Source organism: Arthrobacter sp. SLBN-122 (assembly GCF_006715165.1).
Classification (GTDB): Bacteria; Actinomycetota; Actinomycetes; order Actinomycetales; family Micrococcaceae; genus Arthrobacter.
The window spans coordinates 191,775-210,832 of sequence record NZ_VFMS01000001.1; the positions used below are offsets into that span (position 1 = coordinate 191,775).

Sequence of the window (19,058 nt, forward strand, 5' to 3'; positions counted from 1 at the left end):
GGCTATTTTTCTTCCAGTCCCAGCTCAGCGGCAACGGTGACCACATCGTTCGGAACCTTGACGGGCTGGACGTCGCTGCCGTCCTCCGTGCGCAGGGCCCACTGGGGATCCTTCAGGCCGTGGCCGGTGACGGTGATGACGATGGTCTTGCCGGAGGGCACTTCGCCGGCGGCGTGCTTCTTGAGCAGACCGGCTACACCGGCGGCGGAGCCGGGCTCGACGAACACGCCTTCACGGGATGACAGCCAGCGGTGGGCGTTCAGGATTTCCTCGTCGGTGACGGCTTCGATGAGTCCGCCGGATTCGTCGCGTGCGCCCACGGCTCCGTCCCAGGACGCGGGGTTTCCGATGCGGATGGCCGTGGCGATGGTGTCCGGCTCGGTGATGGGGTGGCCGGCTACGAACGGTGCTGCCCCGGCAGCCTGGAAGCCCCACATGGCGGGCGTCCTGGTGGAGACGGCGGGCAGGGTGCCGGATGTTTCGGACTCGAACGGAGCCGAGTACTCCTTGTAGCCCTTCCAGTACGCGGTGATGTTGCCAGCATTGCCCACGGGCAGGACGTGGATGTCCGGTGCGTCGCCCAGGGCGTCCACCACTTCGAAGGCGCCGGTTTTCTGGCCCTGGATGCGGGCAGGATTGACGGAGTTGACCAGGAAGACGGGGTAGGACTCCCCCAGCTTGCGGGCGATGTCCAGGCAGGTGTCGAAGTTGCCGTCCACCTGGAGGAGGGTGGCGCCGTGGGCGATGGCCTGGCTGAGCTTGCCCATGGAGATCTTGCCTTCGGGCACCAGGACGGCGCACGTCAGGCCGGCGGCGGTTGCGTAGGCGGCGGCGGACGCGGAGGTGTTGCCGGTGGAAGCGCACACCACGGCTTTGGCGCCCGAGGCCACCGCCGCCGTCATGGCCATGGTCATGCCCCGGTCCTTGAAGGAACCGGTGGGGTTCATTCCCTCCACCTTCAGGTAGACGTCGGAACCGGTGAGTTCGGAGAGCTTCTGCGCGTGCACCAGCGGGGTGCCGCCCTCGCCAAGGGTGATCACCCTGGTGGACTCCGTCACGGGCAGACGGTCAGCGTATTCGCGGATGACACCGCGCCATTGGTGAGCCACTTAGACTCCTTCTACCCGCAAAACGGATGTAACTGAATTGATGACGTCCAGGCCCTTCACGGCCTCGACGGTGGCTGCAAGGGCAGCCTCTGACGCGCGGTGGGTGACAATCCGCAGTTCGGCCGACTCCACGTTGGATTCCGAATCCCGGTGGATGGTTTGCCGCATGATTTCGATGGACACACCGTGCCCGGCAAAGAGCTGGGCGATCTTCGCCAGCACGCCCGGCTGGTCCGCGACGTCCAGGCCGATGTAATAGCTGGTGGTGGCGGCGTCGATGGGAAGCGCCGGAACATGGCCAGTGGTGGTTTCGGTGCGTCCAGGGCCGCCCAGGACCAGGCGGCGGGCTGCCGAGACGAGGTCGCCCAGCACGGCGGATGCCGTGGGGGTGCCGCCGGCGCCCTGGCCGTAGAACATCAGCTCACCGGCGTTTTCGGCCTCGATGAACACGGCGTTGAATGCCCCGTGCACGGCGGCAAGCGGGTGTTCGCGCGGCAGCAGCGTGGGGTGGACGCGGACGGACACGCCTTCCTTGCCGTCGGCACCGGTCAGTTTCTCCGCGATGGCCAGCAGCTTGATGACGAAACCGGCATCCTTGGCAGCGGCGATGTCCGCGGCGCTGACGGACGTAATGCCTTCACAATGGACGTCGTCCAGGGCGAAGCGGGTGTGGAAGGACAACGACGCCAGGATGGCGGCCTTCGCTGCAGCGTCGTGGCCTTCGACGTCGGCGGTGGGGTCCGCCTCGGCGTAGCCAAGGCGCTGGGCCTCGGCGAGGGCGTCGGAGAACTGGGCGCCGGTGGTGTCCATCTGGTCAAGGATGAAGTTGGTGGTGCCGTTGACGATGCCCAGCACCCGGGTGATCCGGTCGCCCGAGAGGCTGTCGCGGATGGGGCGGAGGATGGGGATGGCTCCGGCCACGGCGGCTTCGTAGGACAGCTGGACGCCTGCCTTGTCCGCCTCTTCGTAGAGGGTGGGTCCGTCCTGTGCCAGGAGCGCCTTGTTGCCCGTGACCACGCATGCGCCGTTGCGCAGCGCGGAGAGGATCAGCGTGCGGGCCGGTTCAATGCCGCCCATCAGTTCGATCACCAGGTCGGCGTCCTTGACCAGGGTGTCGGCGTCGGTGGTGAAAAGCTCCTGCGGCAGGTCCACGTCGCGCGGGGCGTTGACGTTGCGCACGGCAATGCCGCTGAGTTGCAGGCGGGCACCGGTGCGGGCAGCGAGGGCATCCGCGTCCTCAATGAGGATCCGCGCAACCTGGGCCCCAACGTTGCCACAGCCCAGCAGGGCCACTTTCAGCGTTCGCATTTCCGTCATTCAGGCTCCCATATCGCGGTTCAGCAGGTCTTCTTCGGTTTCCCCGCGGACAATCAGCCGGGCAGATCCGTCGCGCACCGCGACAACGCCCGGCCGGGCCAGATAGTTGTAGTTGCTCGAGAGGGCCCAGCAGTAGGCGCCGGTTCCCGGTACAGCAAGCAGATCACCGGCTGCCACGTCCTCGGGCAGATATACATCTCTAACAACTATGTCGCCGCTCTCGCAATGTTTGCCCACCACGCGGGACAGTTGCGGAGCCGCGTCGGACGTGCGCGAGGCCAGAACGGCCGAATAATCCGCGTCGTACAGCACCGGCCGGGCGTTATCGCTCATACCGCCGTCAACCGAAACATACCGGCGCGGATACGTAACGTTGTTGCCCGCGTCACCGTCGGCGGAAGCCGCAGGGGCATCCACGCGCACGGTCTTCAACGTGCCCACCTCGTACAGGGTGAAGGTGGTGCTGCCCACGATGGCGCGGCCGGGCTCGATGGAGATACGGGGCGCGTCAATGCCCAGCTCGGCGCAGGTTGAACGCACGACGGCGGCCATCGCCGTCGCGATTTCTGCTGCGGGGCGCGGGGTGTCCACCGGGGTGTAGGCGATCCCGTACCCGCCGCCGAGGTCCAGTTCGGGCATGGTGATGGAGTACTTGTCCTGCATGGCGGCCAGGAAGCGCAGGAGCTTCTGGGCGGCCAGGGCAAACCCGTCAGGTTCGAAGATCTGCGAGCCGATGTGGCAGTGCAGGCCCAGCAGTTCGATGCCTGGGTGTGCTGCTGCCGCCGCCACTGCTTCCTCGGCGGCGGAGATGCCGGCCTCATCGGTGGTGTCAGCCGCCATGGAGAGGCCGAACTTCTGATCCTCGTGGGCGGTGGCGATGAATTCGTGCGTGTGGGCGTGGACGCCGGGGGTAAGCCGAAGCATGACCTTCGCCTGTTCACCGCGGGCCTGGGCAATGCTGCCCACGCGCTTCAGTTCGGCCAGGCTGTCCACCACGATCCGGCCCAGGCCCATGTCGAGGGCCCGGTGGATCTCGCCGTCGGACTTGTTGTTGCCGTGCAGGGCGACGTCCGCACCGGGAATCCCCGCACGATAGGCCACGGCGAGTTCCCCGCCGGATGCCGTATCAAGGCGCAGCCCTTCCTCCTCCACCCACCGGACAACCGAGGTGCACAGGAACGACTTTCCGGCGTAGTAGACGTCCACTCCCCCGCAGATGTCCGCGAACGCGTCATTGAACGCGTCGCTGAAGGCCCTGGCCCGGGCACGGAAGTCGTTCTCGCTCATCACGAAAAGGGGCGTGCCGTACTGCCGCTGCAGCTCGCTGACGGGGACACCGTCAATGCTGATTTCGCCATCTTCGTTGCGCGCCACGTCACGGGCCCACATGGGCTGGTGGAGGGCATTGAGGTCCGCCGGAACGGCGAGCCATTCCGGGGCAAGCGGAGAACCTTGTGCTCCTGTGTGCGTCATCAGTCCTACATCCGTTCCGGGGCTGAAACGCCCAGCAGGTCAAGTCCGTTGGCCAGCACCTGGCTGGTGGCGTCGTTGAGCCACAGCCGGGTGCGGTTGAGGTCGGTCACCGCTTCGTCACCCATGGGGGCAATGCGGCAGGCGTCGTACCAGCGGTGGTAGGCCCCGGCGATGGCTTCCAGGTGGCGGGCCACGCGGTGCGGTTCGCGCAGCTCTGCCGCCTTGGCCACGATGGACGGGTAGCTGCCGAGGTAGGACAACAGCTCGTTTTCGGTGGCGTGGTCCAGCAGCGAGGCCTCGAATGCGGAGCGGTCCACGCCTGCATCCACCGCATTGCGTGCGGCGCCGCGCGAACGGGCATGCGCGTACTGCACGTAGAACACAGGGTTCTCGTTGCTGTGCTTCTTCAACAGCTCCGGATCAAGGGTCAGCGGCGAGTCGGCCGGGAACCGGGCCAGGGAGTAGCGGACGGCGTCCTTGCCCAGCCAGTCGATCAGGTCCTTGAGCTCGATGATGTTGCCGGCACGCTTGGACAGCTTGGCTCCGTTAACGGACACCAGCTGGCCGATCAGGACCTCGATGTTCATTTCGGGGTCATCGCCCGCAGCGGCAGCGATGGCCTTCAGCCGGTTGATGTAGCCGTGGTGGTCAGCGCCCAGAAGGTAGATCTTTTCGGTGAAACCGCGGTCCTTCTTGGACAGGTAGTAGGCGGCATCCGCGGCGAAGTACGTGGGCTCACCGTTCGCACGGATCATCACGCGGTCCTTGTCATCGCCAAAGTCCGTGGTCCGCAGCCAGACCGCACCGCCGTCGTCGAACACGTGACCCTGTTCACGAAGGCGGGCCACGGCACTTTCGATGGCACCGGCGTCGTGCAGTTCCTGCTCCGAGAAGAAGACGTCGAACTCCACGCCGAAGTCCGCCAGGGTGGCCTTGATGTCCTTCATCTGCGCTTCGTAGGCGGCGGCGCGGATGACCGGCAGCGCAGCCACCTCGGTAAGTTCGCGGATGTCCGGGTGCGCGGTGAGCACCTCGTGGCCAAGGTCTGCGATGTACTGGCCCGGGTAGCCGCCGTCGGGCACGGGAAGGCCGTGCAGCCGGTTGTAGACCGAGTGCGCGAAGGTGTTCATCTGCGAGCCGGCGTCGTTGATGTAGTACTCGGCTGTGACGTCGGCACCGGAGGCGCGCAGCACGCGGGCAATCGAATCCCCCAGCGCAGCCCAGCGGGTGTGCCCGATGTGCAGCGGGCCGGTGGGGTTTGCGGACACGAATTCCATGTTGACCGTGTGCCCGGCGAGCGCCGTGTTGGTCCCGTAGCCCTTGCCGGCCTCGACGATAACCTTTGCCAATGCACCGGCGGCTGCGGCGTCCACGGTGATGTTCAGGAAGCCCGGGCCTGCGATGTCCACTGCGGAGACACCGTTGATTGACTTGAGGCGGGCGCTGAGCACGCTGGCAAATTCGCGCGGGTTGGTGCCCGCCTGCTTGGCCAGCTGCAGGGCGATGTTGGTGGCCCAGTCGCCGTGGTCCCGGTTCTTGGGCCGCTCCACGCGCACGTCCTCGGGGACTGCTGATGCCGCAAGGGCGATCTCGCCGGCGGCGACGGCGTCCTTGAGGCAGGCGGATATGGCGAGGGAAAGTTCTTCGGGAGTCACCCCTCTAGACTACCGGGGGCCAGTGACAGCAAAGAATTTGGCGCACATCGCCGGCCGTTCCGGCCGTACCGGAAGAGTGCGGTGAACCATTCGCGTGGATCCGGCGTTGACTAAACCGTAGCGAAAGTGAACGGTACAGCCCCAAAAAGTGAAACGAGAGCCTTCATGAGACCCTCCAGTCCCCAAAGCCCCGCCACCTCCGGCACCATGTTCCGCAAAAGTCTTTTCGCCGGTCTTGCAGGCCTGTCCCTCGCGGGAACGGTGGCGGGCTGTGCACCGTCCGCGGCGGACAGCACCCCCGGCACCGCGGGAACCCCGGCAACTCCTGCTTCGGGTCCTTCGGCCCTTGCCGGCAGCGGCGGCAGTTACAAGGACGGCACTTACAGCGCGGACGGGAACTATGTGTCCCCGAACGGCACGGAAACCGTGGGCGTGCAGCTGACGCTGGCGGGGGGAAAAGTCACGGATGTGCAGATTACCCAGCACCCGTCCAATCCAAACACCCGGAAGTTCCAGGGCCAGTTCGCCGGCGGCATCGCTGCGCAGGTGGTGGGCAGGAACATCGACGAGCTGAACGTCTCCAAGGTTGCGGGGTCCTCGCTGACCAGCGGAGGCTTCAACCAGGCCGTCGACAGGATCAAGGCGGAGGCGCAGTAGGCGGTGCCCGTCGCGGACTGGGAGGACTTTTCGTTCCAGGGGATTGGAACCGCGTGGGACATCACCACTGCGCAGCCATTGCCCCCTTCCCTTCGCGCACACCTCCTGGACAGGGTTGAAAAGTTCGACGCCGTCTGGTCGCGTTTCCGTGCCGACTCACGGGTAGCGGACCTGGCACGGGCGCCGGGACGTTATGCCTTTCCGGCTGAGGCCGCTCCGCTGGGCGAGCTGTACCGCCTGCTGTACCAGGCCACCGGCGGCGCCATGACCCCGCTGATTGGCGGCAGCCTGGAGCGTCTGGGGTATGGCGCAGCGTATTCGCTGCGGCCCGCCGGTCCGCCGCTGCCTGCACCGCCCTGGGAATCGGTGCTCACCTGGTCCGGGACAGTCCTGACCGCGAGTGCTCCCGTGCTGCTGGACATCGGCGCCGCCGGCAAGGGCCTGTTGGTGGACCTGCTGGCCGCGGAACTGGAGGACGCGGACATTGATGCGTTCGTCATCGATGCCAGCGGCGACCTGCTGGCCCGCGCAGCAGGACCTGTCAGCGTGGCGCTTGAACACCCCTACAACCCGGACCAGGCCATCGGGAAGATCGACCTGGACGGCCGCGCCCTGTGTGCTTCCGCTGCCAACCGCCGGGCCTGGGGCGACGGCCTGCACCACGTCCTGGACGGGACCACCGGGGAGCCGGTGCGGACCGCCGTCGCCACCTGGACACTGGCCGGGACGGCCATGCTGGCCGATGCCTTGGCAACGGCCCTGTTCTTTGTTCCCGGCGCCATGCTCCAGGAAACCTTTGATTTTTCGTGGCTGACCGTCTTTTCCGATGGCAGCGCAGCCTATTCCGCCGAATTCGAAGGGACACTGTTCTCATGAACCCCGTGGAAACACCGCACGCCCGCCCGCCCGTGTCCCTGGCCGGCCGGATGGGGACTGCCGTGGGCAGGTTCACCATGTACCGGATTACCCTGGTGGTCCTGGCGGTGCTGGCCGCCTACAGCCTCCTGCTCAACCTCCTGGGCTGGCTGACGTTCGGCATCCCGGAAATGCCGGCCCACCTGGCACTGTGCCTGGGCTTGACCTACGCTTCCAACCGGGCACTGGCGGCGCTTTTCAGGGTGAACCCCCACACCGAGTCGTCCCTCATCACGGGGCTGCTGCTCTACTTCCTGTTCTGGCCGTCCCTGCAGCCACTGGACCTGGCCGGGGTGGCATTAGCCTGTGTCCTGGCGTCGGCCTCGAAATACGCACTGGCGTGGCGTGGCCGGCACATCTTCAATCCCGCTGCCGCCGGTGCGTTTGCCACCGGACTGACCGGGCTGAACATTGCTACGTGGTGGGCGGCTACTCCTGCCATGCTGTGGCTGCTGGTACCGGGCGTGCTGCTGGTCCTGTACCGGACCCGCAAAGTGCTGATGGCGTCCGTGTTCACGCTGGTGGCCACTGCCGTCATCACGCTGGAACTGCTTCGCTCGGGCATGACGCCGGGCATGGGCATCTACCAGGCCCTGGCACAGCGGCCGGTCCTGTTCTTCGTCGGATTCATGCTGACCGAGCCCCTGACGCTGCCGCCCCGCCGCCGCCAACAGCTGGCGCTGGCCGCCGTGGTGGCGGTGCTCTTTTCAGTCCCCTGGAACCTTGGCTTTTTCGCCAACTCGCCCGAGGCAGCCCTGCTGGCCGGCAACCTGCTGGCCTTCCTGGCAGGCCAGCGGGGGGCCGTGAAGCTCCGGCTCGCCGGCACCCGGCAGCTGACGCCGGCTACCACCGAGTTCACGTTCGAACCTGCCCGGCCGGTGCGTTTCATTCCTGGCCAGTACATGGAAGTGGACCTGCCGCAGGCCAGGCCGGATGGCAAAGGCCGACGACGGGTGTTCAGCCTGACCGGCTCCCCCGGCGGGCGCCTGGTGAAGATCGCCGTGCGGACGGCCGGCCCCTTGTCCGCGGCGAAGGAGGCGCTCCTGGCGCTGCGGCCGGGCGACGAAGTGGCAGCCACGGCAGTGGGCGGCGACTTCGTCCTGCCGCGCGATCCGCACCGCCCGGTACTGCTCATTGCTGCGGGAATCGGGATCACACCCTTTGTTTCGCATTTGTCCTCCGGGGGCCTGCGGGAGCGGGACGCGGTACTCCTGCTCCTGGCCAGGAGCGCTGACGAAGTGGCCTACGCGGAAGAACTCTGGGATTCCGGTATCCGGGTGCTGGTGCGGACGGCGGACGGTTCGCAGCCGCCGTCCGGACTGGCCTCCGCTGCCGGACGCTCCGGTCCCGGGGACCGGCTTCCCGGGGACCGGCTGGACGGCGAAACCCTTGCGGCACTCGTGCCGGACATCGCCGCCCGCGAAGTCTATGTCTCGGGATCACCGGCGAGTGTTGCGTCCCTTCGCCGCGCCGCGAAGAGCGCCGGTGCCCGGCGGGTCCGGACAGACTCTTTCTCCGGCTATTAAGCCCGCTTCGTCGCCTGCCCGGTCCTGGCGTTGGCCCGGTTTTCCCTTGCGGGCCACCTTCCTGCTAAGCTCTAGGACGTCCCGCCGGGAACGGCAGGAAATCCCGATTGCCCTCGTAGCTCAGGGGATAGAGCGTCTGCCTCCGGAGCAGAAGGTCGTAGGTTCGAATCCTATCGAGGGCACAGAAAACCCCCGTCGCTTCACTGAAGCGGCGGGGGTTCTTTCGTTTTCCCGCCCTTAGCCGGTTCCACCGTGCCGCAGGATCAAAACTTCAGGGCGGCCTCATCCAGCGTGGCCAGGGTCAGCACGGCTTCCTCCACCGTTTCATGGTCTTCCAGCTCACGCTCGATCCGGCGGAGGGTTACGGCGACTTCGTGTTCGGGATGGTCCCCCTGCAGGTCCACGGCCGCCACGAGATACAGCTTGCGGGGTCCCACGAATTCCAGGTGCAGGTAGGTGAGCCGGGCGATGTCCGGGTGCTCCAGCACCCGCCGGGCCATGGACCGTTCGATGTCAGGGGTGACGCCCTGGCCCACCAGGAAGCGCCTGTTCCGGTCGATCAGGACGACGGCGACGACGGCCAGCAGTACGCCCACGGCGATCGAACCGATCGCATCCGGCAACGGCGATCCCGTGACCTGATGCAGGAACACGCCCACGAATGCCACAACGAGGCCGATCAGCGCGGCAGCGTCCTCGGCGAAGACGGCGCGCAGGGTGGGGTCTGAACTGATGAGTACCTGCTCCAAGGTGTGCCGGTCCAGCTCATGGGCCGCCTTCCTGGTCTGCCGGAACGCCTGGACAAACGAAATTCCCTCGAAGACGAAAGCCACGGCCAGGACGACGTAGGCCACACCGAAATCGGCCGCCGGCTCCGGCTCAATAATCTGCTGGACGCCATGCATGATGGACACCACCGCGCCGGCGGTAAAGAGTCCGAACGCGGCGAACATGGACCACACATAGGCTTCCCGGCCGTAGCCCATGGGGTGGCTCTCGTCCCTGGGCCGGCCGGAACGCCGCTCGGCGAAGAAAAGGAACACCTGGTTTCCCGTGTCTGCCCAGGAGTGGGCTGCCTCCGCCGCCATGGAAGCCGAGCCCGTAAGGACAGCGGCCACGGACTTCGCCGCAGCCACAAGGGTATTGGCCACAAAGGCGATGATGACAATCAACAGGGTGGAGCTGGACGAGGATCCTTTTTCGGTTTCAGCCATGCGCCTACCGTACCCACCTGGGCTTGCTGCAGTACCCGGAAGGCTGCCCAATCTGCGGCCGCGGCCTGCCGTTGATTGTCGGTGGCTCCTCTTAAGCTGAAACCACCTAGCTGAGGGAGTACGCCATGCACGTTCAGTTCTGTTCCATCGTTCCGCCTTACCTGTTGCGCCGGCTGGCGCAGCAGGACGCGCCGGGATATTCTTCGGCCGCAAGCGCCGCCCGGAAGGCCCTGGGCCACGTCGAATCATTCCAGGCCGCACGCGCACAGGCTGTCCCGGTCCTCCCGCCCAGCCTGAGGCAGGCCAAGCCGGGCCCGGTGAACCGCACCATCTACGATGCCGGCGGTGAAGAGACCCTGCCGGGCAGGCTGGCCCGAAAAGAAGGCGGACGTGCAACCGGCGATGCCGCCACCGATGAGGCCTACGACGGGCTGGGACACACGCACCGGCTGTATGCCGAGGCGTTTGGACGGGATTCGGTTGACGGACGCGGGCTGAAGCTTGATGCCACGGTGCACTTCGGAAATCTGTACGACAACGCTTTCTGGAACGGCGCCCAAATGGTGTTTGGTGATGGCGACGGTGACGTCTTTGAACGGTTCACCAAGTCCATCAGCGTCATCGGCCACGAACTGGCGCACGGCGTTACCCAATACTCAGCCGGACTTGTTTACCGGAACCAGGCGGGTGCCCTGAATGAGTCGATGTCGGATGTCTTTGGCGCGCTCGTTGAGCAATACGTCCGGAAGCAGACCGCGGCCCAGGCCAGCTGGCTGATCGGGGAAGGCCTCTTTACGCCCAAGGTCCAGGGGCTGGCCCTTCGGTCCATGAAAGCCCCCGGAACGGCATACGACGACGACGTGCTGGGCAAGGACCCGCAACCAGATTCCATGGACTCCTACGTCCGGACCAGCGCTGACAATGGCGGCGTGCACATCAACTCCGGCATCCCCAACCGCGCGTTCTACCTGGTTGCGGATGCCCTGGGCGGCCATGCCTGGGAGGCACCGGGCCGCATCTGGTACGAGACCCTTACCAATGGATCATTGCCGCCGGCCGCAACGTTTACCGTCTTTGCCCGTGCCACGGTACGTGCCGCCACGGACCTTTTTGGTTCGGACTCCAAAGAGCATGACGCCGTCCGGGGTGCGTGGGAAACTGTAAAGGTCAAGGTTTAACCACCACCGGCTGCCGGGTCACAGGCCGCCGGGCCAGAGGGAAGCCCAGGGGCCAGGCCATGAAGATCAAGGTGGAGCGGAGCGGCGGGTTCGCTGCGGTCAAGCGGGTGTGGACCGTCGATGCCCAGTCAGACAGCGATCTCAGCCAGTGGCAGCCCCTTGTCGAGGCCTGCCCCTGGGACGCCGTTCCCAGTACGCCGCGGGCAGCCGCTGCGGCTTTCGAGGGGCCGCAGCCGGACCGCTTCATCTACTCCATCTCGGCAGGGCAGCGCCGGGCCGCCCTGCCGGAACAGGCCGTCACCGGCCCCTGGCGCGTCCTGGTTGATACCGCACGGGCGGCCGCAGAAGAATCTGCCGGCGGGGCCCGGCCCGGGGCTGGTGGAGGCGGTCCGGCCTGAAGGCCCGGCCGCAGCAGGGAGTCGAATGAATGGCTGTTTCCGTCCGGCAGTAGACTGTCTGCAGCCATGACTTTTCATATCTCCTATCCCGCCGAGCTGCCGGTTTCCGAGCGCCGCGAGGACCTGATGGCCGCGATCGCCGCCAACCAGGTGACCATCATCGCCGGCGAGACCGGCTCCGGAAAGACCACCCAGATCCCCAAGATGTGCCTGGAACTTGGCCTGGGCGAGAAGGGCCTGATCGGGCATACCCAGCCCCGGCGGCTGGCAGCACGGACCGTGGCCGAGCGCATTGCGGAAGAACTGGGCGTGGACATCGGCCAGGAGGTGGGCTTCCAGGTCCGTTTCACGGGCGAGGTCAGCAAGGCAACGAAGGTCAAGCTGATGACCGACGGCATCCTGCTCGCCGAGATCCAGCGGGACAGGCTGCTGCGCAAGTACAGCACCATCATCATTGACGAGGCACACGAGCGAAGCCTCAACATCGACTTCATCCTGGGCTACCTGAAACGGATCCTGCCGCAGCGGCCGGACCTGAAAGTCATCATCACCTCGGCCACCATCGATCCTGAACGGTTCGCCAACCACTTCGGCACCCCCGAGGATCCCGCCCCCATCGTCGAGGTGTCGGGCCGGACCTATCCCGTGGAAATCCGCTACCGGCCCCTGTCCCAGCCGAAGGCGGATGACGACGAGGCCTCGGATGATGAACTCGAGGAGGACCGCGACCCCCTGGATGCCGTCTGCGATGCCGTGGACGAACTTGCAGCAGAGGCGCCCGGCGACATCCTGGTCTTCTTCTCCGGCGAGCGCGAAATCCGCGACGCCGCAGACGCACTGCAGGCCCGTATCCAGTCCAACCGCAGGCTGGCCAACACCGAGATCCTCCCCCTGTTCGCCCGCCTGAGCCTGCAGGAGCAGCACAAGGTGTTCCACCCGGGCGGCAAGCGCCGGATCGTGCTGGCCACCAACGTGGCGGAAACGTCGCTGACGGTCCCCGGCATCAAGTACGTCATCGACACCGGCACGGCCCGCATTTCCCGGTACTCACACCGCACCAAGGTCCAGCGCCTGCCCATCGAACGCGTCTCGCAGGCATCGGCCAACCAGCGTTCCGGCCGCTGCGGCCGCGTGTCTGACGGCATCGCCATCCGCCTTTACTCCGAAGAGGACTTCGAATCCCGGCCCCGGTTCACGGATCCGGAAATCCTGCGCACCAACCTCGCTGCCGTCATCCTCCAGATGACCGCCATGGGCGTGGCGAAAGGCCCCAAGGACGTTGAGGAGTTCCCCTTCGTCGAGCCGCCGGAAACGCGGGCCATCAACGACGGCGTTACCCTCCTTCGCGAGCTCGGCGCCCTGGCTCCCCCACGCCCCCACGGAAAGGGCGGCAGGCCCGAGGCAGGCGGCGGCCTCACCGCCGTCGGACAGAAACTCGCCCAGCTGCCTGTCGATCCCCGGCTGGGCCGGATGATCGTGGAGGCCGGGAAACGGGGCTGCGTCCGCGAAGTCATGGTCCTGGCGGCCGCCCTGACCATCCAGGACCCGCGTGAACGGCCCACGGACAAGCAGCAGCTGGCCGCGGAAAAGCACACCCGCTTCCGGGACGAGAACTCGGACTTCACCGGCTACCTCAACCTCTGGAACTACCTGCAGGAGAAGCAGCAGGAGCTGTCGTCGTCGGCCTTCCGCCGGTTGTGCCGCGCCGAATTCATCAACTACCTGCGGGTGCGGGAATGGCAGGACCTCTTCGCCCAGTTGCGCCAGCTCGCCCGGCCCCTGGGGATCTCCCTGGACAACAAGCGCCTGGCCGATCCCGTGGGCAACCATGACGGGATCCACATCAGCCTGCTTTCCGGGCTGCTGAGCCACATCGGGATCCTGGACGAGCGCAAGCGTGAATATGCCGGTGCCCGCGGCAGCCGGTTCGCGATCTTCCCGGGCTCCGCCTTGTTCAAGAAGTCCCCCACGTTCGTTATGGCAGCGGAGCTGGTGGAAACCAGCCGGCTGTGGGCCAGGGTGGCTGCGAAATTCGATCCCCTGTGGGCCGAGCAGGTGGCGCCGGACCTGGTGAAGCGCAGCTACAGTGAACCGCACTGGTCCACCCGGCAGGGCGCCGTGATGGCCTACGAAAAGGTCACCCTCTACGGCGTTCCCATCATCGCCCAGCGGCGGATCAACTACGGCAGGGTGGACCCGGTGGTGGCCCGGGAACTGTTCATCCGCCACGCACTGGTGGAGGGCGACTGGAAGACCCATCACAAGTTTTTCCACCGCAACCGGGCGCTGCTGCACGAGGTGGAGGAACTCGAGGCACGGATGCGCCGCCGCGACCTGCTGGTGGACGACGAGACGCTGTTTGAGTTCTACGACGCCAGGATCGGCCCCGACGTGGTGTCCGAACGGCACTTCGACAAATGGTGGAAGGATGCCCGCCGGGAGAACCCCGACCTCCTGGACTATGACAAGTCGCTGCTGCTCAGCGACGACGCCGACGACCTGGATGAAGCGGCGTACCCCAAGACCTGGCTGCACAAGGGCTTCGAGCTTCCGCTGACGTACGAGTTCCACCCCGTGGCTCCGGGCTCGCCGCCCGATCCGTCCGACGGCGTCACGGCGGAAGTTCCGGTCCTGTTCCTCAACCAGCTGGATGACGCTCCGTTCCGCTGGCTGATCCCGGGCCAGCGCGTGGAGCTGGTGACCGCGCTGATCAAGTCGCTGCCCAAGCAGGTCCGGAAGAATTTTGTTCCTGCCCCCGACGTTGCCCGGCAGGCTGTGGCCCTGCTGGAGTCGGACTTCGATCCGGCCAGGGACGAGCTGGAACCGTCGCTTGAGCTCGCGCTGCGGCGTATCCGAGGCGCCATCATCCCGCCCGGTTCCTGGAACTGGGATGCCGTGCCTCCGCACCTGCGCGTGAGTTTCAAGGTGGTGGACAGCAAGGGCAAGGTCCTCGGCGAGGGAAAGGACCTGGCCGAACTCCAGGAGCGGCTGGCTCCCGCCACCCGGCGTGCCATTGCCGAATCGCTTGGCGCCACCCCGGCCTCCGCTGCGCCCGGCGCCGGTGGCAAGGGGCAGCGCGGGAACGGCAAGGCGCCCGACGCCGGGGCACCCGTACGGCAACAGGCGGGCGGGGTGCCGGGAGCCGCCGCCACGGCCGGGTTCGTGGAGCAGGAGGGCCTGAAGGAATGGACCTTCGGCACCGTCGAGCGCCAGGTAAGCAGCATGGTCAAAGGCCACACTGTTACCGGCTATCCTGCGCTGGTGGACAAGGGCACCTCAGTGTCGCTGCGGGTCTTCCAGACCCAGGAGGAACAGCTCGACGCGATGCGGGCCGGTGTGATCCGCCTGCTGGCCCTGCGGGTTCCGGCGCCGGACCGTTATGTCCTGGAGCACCTGAGCAACACCGAAAAGCTCACCTTCAGCCAGAACCCGCACGGCTCGGTGTCCGCCCTCATTGCCGACTGCGCGCTGGCGGCCATCGACAAGCTCACGCCCGCCGACCTTCCGTGGGACCGGAAGGCCTTTGACCAGCTCTATGAGGTGGTGCGCGCCGAACTGATCGACACCGTCTTCACGGTCACCGCCGTGGTGGAGCGCATCCTGGCCAGCACCCGCCGGATCGAAAAGCAGCTCAAGGGCACCACCAGCCTGGCCCTGATCAGCGCGTTGAACGACATCAAGAGCCAGCTGGAGCAGCTGGTGTATCCGGGGTTTGTGGCACGCACGGGCTACGCACAGCTCAGCCAGCTGCCCAGGTACCTGGCGGCCATCGAGAAACGGCTGGAACGCCTGCCCGGCAACGTCCAGCGCGACGCCCTCAACATGGCTGTGGTCCAGCGGCTTGAGGACGATTACGACCATGCCGCCTCGGCACTCCTGCCCGGGCGCCGTGCGGGACGTGAGTTAACCCAGGTGCGCTGGATGATCGAGGAGCTCCGGGTGAGCCTGTTCGCCGTCGAGCTCGGCACGGCCTATTCGGTATCCGAGAAGCGGATCCGCGCCGTGCTCAACAAAGCACTGGCCCCCGCCTAGCGACGGCCGGCCACCAATGAGAGGAATCCAATGAAGCTCACGCTTGCCCAGGGCCCGGCAGGGACCGAGATTGCCGGCCTCGGCCACGCCCAGCCCTCGCGCATCATGGACAACCATGAGCTCGAAGGCATGATGGAGACGAGCGACGAATGGATCCGCCAGCGCACCGGCATCGTCACACGGCGCATCGCCGGCGAGGGTGAAACCGTGGTGGACCTGGCCATTCCCGCGGCCCGGATGGCCCTGGCCGATTCGGGCGTCGCGCCCGGGGACATCGACCTCGTGGTGGTGGCCACCACCACGGCAGCCGAACGCTCCCCCAACACCGCAGGCCGGGTGGCGGACGCGCTGGGGCTGGGACGGGACGGCCGCGGCCCGGGAATCATGGACGTCAACACGGCCTGTTCGGGTTTTGAGTACGCCCTTGGCGTGGCCGACCAGGCCATCCGCAGCGGAAGTGCCTCCCACGCTATCGTTGTCGGCGCCGAAACACTTTCGGCGGTGACCGACTGGACGGACCGCGCAACCGCCGTGCTCACCGCCGACGGCGCCGGCGCCGCCGTCGTACGCCCTTCGGAGGCGCCCCGGATCGGCCCGGTGGTGTGGGGTTCGGAGGGCGGCATGGCCGACGCTGTCCGGATCTCTCCGCCCTCCGGAAGGTTTTCGCAGAACGGGCGCGAGGTATTGCGCTGGGCCCTGACCAAGGCGCCGGAACGTGCCCGCGAAACGGTGGCGAAGGCCGGACTGACCTTGGACGACATCCAGGTGCTGGCCGCCCACCAAGCCAACCTCCGCATCATCGAACCCCTCGCGGAGGCATTGGGACTCTCGGACCGGATCGTCATCACCGATGTCACCGAGTCGGGGAACACCTCCGCCGCCAGCGTGCCGCTCGGACTGAGCAAATGGTGGCACTCCGGGCGGATCCCGGCGGATGTCCCCGCACTGCTTTTCGGCTTCGGCGGCGGCTTCACCTACGCCGGCATGGTGGCGATGACCCCACGCCGGGACTGATGTCCCTGCCCGGCTTATCCCTGGCCGCCGGGTACGAACTCCCCGTACCCGGCGGCGCGGAGGCCTTCGCGCAGCTTCTCTGCGTTGGCGTCCAGGACGGCGGGGTCCGGGTTCTGGTCCGCGGAGCCGAAGTCGTAATCGGCCATGCTTTGCGACGGCCACACATGGACGTGCAGGTGGTTAATCTCATAGCCCGCCACGATCAGGCCCGCCCGCCGGGCCCCGAAAATGTCCACCTGGACCGCGCCGATGCGCCGTGCCACTTCCATGACCTTGGCAAGGGTTTCCGGCGACGCGTCCGTCCAGCGGTCCACTTCCTCGGTAGGGACCACCAGCGTATGGCCGTCGGCGAGCGGGCCGGTGGTGAGGAACGCCGAAACGTCGCCCTCGCGCCACACAAACCGGCCCGGAATCTCGCCCTTGATGATCTTCGTGAACAGCGTGCTCATGCGTCTGCCTCCTCGGCGGCGGTGTGCAGCGTGCCGGCGTCCAGCACGAACCGGTACTTTACGTCTCCTGCGACCATCCGGTCGTAAGCTTCATTCAGCCTGCCGGCGGACACCACCTCGATGTCGGCCACCACGCCGTGGTCAGCACAGAAATCCAGCATCTCCTGGGTTTCGGCGATACCGCCAATCAGGGATCCCGCGTAGGCGATCCTGCGGCGGATCAGGGCACCCGGGTTGACCGGGGGCATGGCTTCGGAGGGCAGCCCGAGCTGGAACAATGCCCCGTCCACCCGCAGCGTGCGGAAGAAGGGGTTCAGGTCGTGCCGGGCGGCAACGGTATCAATGATGAGGTCCACCGTGCGGTCCGCGGCGGCCATTGCAGCGTCATCCCGGGACAGGACAACCTGATCCGCACCTAGCTCCAGCGCAGCCGCCACCTTGGACTCCGACGTGGTGAACACCACCACCTTCGCCCCCATCGCCTTTGCAAGCTTGACGGCCATGTGGCCAAGCCCGCCAAGACCGACGACGCCCACCACGTCCCCTTCCCCGACGTCGAAATGCCGCAGCGGCGAGAAAGTGGTGACGCCGGCGCACAGCAGTGGCGCGACGGCGGCCGGGTCCAGTGACGCCGGTACGCGAAGGACGTAGCGGCGGTCCACCACGATGGACGAGGAATATCCACCCTGGGTGATGGCATCGCCGTTGCGCCGGTCCTTTGCACCGTAGGTGCCGGTCATGCCGTTTTCGCAATACTGCTCCAGGCCGTCAAGGCAGCTGTCGCATTCGCGGCAGGAGTCCACCATGCAGCCCACACCCACCCGGTCGCCCACGGCGAAGTCGGTGACGTCAGAACCCACCCTGCTGACGGTTCCCACGATTTCGTGGCCGGGAACCAGCGGGTACGCCTGCCCGCCCCATTCTCCGCGGGTTGCGTGCACATCGGAGTGGCAGAGCCCGCAGAATTCGACCGCGATTTCCACGTCGTCCGGCTTGGGAGCGCGCCGGGCCACCGTCAGCGGCACCAGGCCACTGTCCCGGGACACTGCACCATAGGCTGCGGCACGCACGCCGGCGTCTTCCGTGGACATGCCCGTGCGGTTGGCAGGGCTTATGGGTTTGGCGAGGGGCGGCGGTACGGGGCGTCCTGGTGTCATAGTGCGACCGTACCCCCGCCGCCCGCGGAGTTTCCAGCCGGCCGCCCGGTGTCTTCCCGGTTCTCCCCCGCCGCCGCACCCGGTTCCGGTCCAGTGGCCACCGGCAGCCCCGGCCGGTTGGACCACTCCGAAAAGGAGCCGGGGTACAGCGCGGCCGGGATCCCCGCGAGTTCCAGCGCAGCCACCTCATGGGCCGCCGTCACGCCGGAGCCGCAGTAGACGGCCACAGCCCGGCCGGCCGCGACGCCAAGGGACTCGAACCGCCGCCGCAGCTCTGCCCGGGAAAGGAACCGCCCGCCGTCGTCCACGTTCCCAGTGGTGGGGGCACTCAAAGCTCCCGGAATATGGCCGGCCCGGGGGTCAACGGGTTCAACCTCGCCCCGGTACCTTTCCCCTGCCCTGGCATCAAGCAGCAGGCCATGGCGCGGCCAGGCGGCGGCAGCCCCGGCGTCGACCACCGGCATCTGCCCACTGCCCAGCTCCACGTCACCCGGTCCGGGATGGACGGGCCCAGGTTCGACGGGCAGCCCTGCGGCACGCCAGGCGCCCAAGCCGCCGTCGAGCAGGTAAACCTCGTCCAGGCCGGCATCGCGGAGCATCCACCACACCCTGGCGGCGGCCATGTTCGCGCTGTCATCGTAGGCCACCACCACGTCGCCCTTCCTGATGCCCCAGCGCCGGGCCGACTCCTGGAACTGCCCGGCGGAGGGCAGGGGGTGCCGTCCCCGGTCAGGGACCGCCGGATCCGAAAGCTCGTAGGCCAGGTCCACGAACACCGCACCCGGCAGATGGCCGGCGAGATAATGGTCGCGGCCGTGGGGATCGCCCAGCACCCAGCGCACGTCCAGCAGCACCGTCCGCTGCCTGGCGGCAAGCCTGGCTTCCAGGGCGGGAACGTCCATCAAGGGCTTCATCGGTGCTCCTTCTGTTGCATGGGGCGGCGGATGCGGAACGTCGTGCCGGG

General features: G+C 67.0%; 15 protein-coding genes and 1 tRNA gene. 8 read left to right on the top strand and 8 right to left on the bottom strand.

From position 1 onward, the window contains the following. Nucleotides 1-2 precede the first annotated feature (2 nt). The 4 genes from thrC to argS are packed head-to-tail and all read right to left on the bottom strand — an operon-like array spanning nt 3 to nt 5,554. Nucleotides 3-1,109 (bottom strand): threonine synthase, encoded by a 1,107-nt coding sequence (gene thrC, locus FBY36_RS00905; RefSeq protein WP_142116917.1) that lies wholly within the window; start codon nt 1,107-1,109, stop codon nt 3-5. Continuing rightward, nucleotides 1,110-2,426 (bottom strand): homoserine dehydrogenase, encoded by a 1,317-nt coding sequence (locus tag FBY36_RS00910; protein ID WP_142116918.1) that lies wholly within the window; start codon nt 2,424-2,426, stop codon nt 1,110-1,112. Continuing rightward, nucleotides 2,427-3,899, bottom strand: coding sequence for a diaminopimelate decarboxylase (lysA, locus tag FBY36_RS00915; RefSeq protein WP_142116919.1), 1,473 nt, complete (start codon nt 3,897-3,899; stop codon nt 2,427-2,429). 5 nt (nt 3,900-3,904) lie between these two features. Further along, nucleotides 3,905-5,554, bottom strand: a complete 1,650-nt coding sequence (gene argS / locus FBY36_RS00920) for an arginine--tRNA ligase (RefSeq protein ID WP_142116920.1) — start codon at nt 5,552-5,554, stop codon at nt 3,905-3,907. 165 nt (nt 5,555-5,719) lie between these two features. Between argS and FBY36_RS00925 the strand changes: the two genes are divergently transcribed. The 4 genes from FBY36_RS00925 to FBY36_RS00940 all read left to right on the top strand — a co-directional run bounded on the left by FBY36_RS00925 (nt 5,720) and on the right by FBY36_RS00940 (nt 8,834). Continuing rightward, nucleotides 5,720-6,211: an FMN-binding protein gene (locus FBY36_RS00925; protein WP_442858226.1), complete on the top strand. Its 492-nt coding sequence runs from the start codon at nt 5,720-5,722 to the stop codon at nt 6,209-6,211. A gap of 3 nt (nt 6,212-6,214) precedes the next feature. Beyond that, nucleotides 6,215-7,087: an FAD:protein FMN transferase gene (locus FBY36_RS00930; protein WP_142116921.1), complete on the top strand. Its 873-nt coding sequence runs from the start codon at nt 6,215-6,217 to the stop codon at nt 7,085-7,087. Continuing rightward, nucleotides 7,084-8,652, top strand: a complete 1,569-nt coding sequence (locus FBY36_RS00935; RefSeq protein ID WP_142116922.1) for a ferredoxin--NADP reductase — start codon at nt 7,084-7,086, stop codon at nt 8,650-8,652. Before FBY36_RS00930 ends, FBY36_RS00935 begins: the two co-directional genes overlap by 4 nt. Nucleotides 8,653-8,761: 109 nt before the next feature. Then, nucleotides 8,762-8,834 (top strand) — tRNA-Arg (locus FBY36_RS00940). Nucleotides 8,835-8,915: 81 nt separating this feature from the next. Here the strand turns inward: FBY36_RS00940 and FBY36_RS00945 are convergent. Next, the gene (locus FBY36_RS00945) at nt 8,916-9,866 is read right to left on the bottom strand and encodes a cation diffusion facilitator family transporter (RefSeq protein WP_142031644.1); all 951 of its coding nucleotides are present in this window, start codon (nt 9,864-9,866) and stop codon (nt 8,916-8,918) included. Nucleotides 9,867-9,991: 125 nt separating this feature from the next. Between FBY36_RS00945 and FBY36_RS00950 the strand changes: the two genes are divergently transcribed. The 4 genes from FBY36_RS00950 to FBY36_RS00965 all read left to right on the top strand — a co-directional run bounded on the left by FBY36_RS00950 (nt 9,992) and on the right by FBY36_RS00965 (nt 16,488). After that, on the top strand, nt 9,992-11,044 hold the full coding sequence (locus FBY36_RS00950) for a M4 family metallopeptidase (protein ID WP_142116923.1): 1,053 nt from the start codon (nt 9,992-9,994) through the stop codon (nt 11,042-11,044). 59 nt (nt 11,045-11,103) lie between these two features. After that, nucleotides 11,104-11,442: a protealysin inhibitor emfourin gene (locus tag FBY36_RS00955; protein ID WP_142116924.1), complete on the top strand. Its 339-nt coding sequence runs from the start codon at nt 11,104-11,106 to the stop codon at nt 11,440-11,442. 66 nt (nt 11,443-11,508) lie between these two features. Then, nucleotides 11,509-15,474: an ATP-dependent RNA helicase HrpA gene (hrpA, locus tag FBY36_RS00960; protein ID WP_142116925.1), complete on the top strand. Its 3,966-nt coding sequence runs from the start codon at nt 11,509-11,511 to the stop codon at nt 15,472-15,474. A 30-nt stretch (nt 15,475-15,504) separates the two neighbouring features. Continuing rightward, nucleotides 15,505-16,488, top strand: coding sequence for a beta-ketoacyl-ACP synthase III (locus tag FBY36_RS00965; protein ID WP_142116926.1), 984 nt, complete (start codon nt 15,505-15,507; stop codon nt 16,486-16,488). A gap of 14 nt (nt 16,489-16,502) precedes the next feature. Here the strand turns inward: FBY36_RS00965 and FBY36_RS00970 are convergent, their stop codons facing one another. The 3 genes from FBY36_RS00970 to FBY36_RS00980 are packed head-to-tail and all read right to left on the bottom strand — an operon-like array spanning nt 16,503 to nt 19,008. After that, nucleotides 16,503-16,937 carry an HIT family protein gene (locus FBY36_RS00970; protein ID WP_142116927.1) on the bottom strand — a complete coding sequence of 145 codons (435 nt, stop codon included), beginning with the start codon at nt 16,935-16,937 and terminating at the stop codon, nt 16,503-16,505. Further along, nucleotides 16,934-18,094 (bottom strand): NAD(P)-dependent alcohol dehydrogenase, encoded by a 1,161-nt coding sequence (locus tag FBY36_RS00975; protein WP_142116928.1) that lies wholly within the window; start codon nt 18,092-18,094, stop codon nt 16,934-16,936. The genes FBY36_RS00970 and FBY36_RS00975 overlap by 4 nt, the downstream gene beginning before the upstream one ends. Further along, complete coding sequence (locus FBY36_RS00980) at nt 18,091-19,008, bottom strand: sulfurtransferase (protein ID WP_142116929.1); 918 nt, start codon at nt 19,006-19,008, stop codon at nt 18,091-18,093. The genes FBY36_RS00975 and FBY36_RS00980 overlap by 4 nt, the downstream gene beginning before the upstream one ends. Between the last annotated feature and the right edge of the window lie 50 nt (nt 19,009-19,058).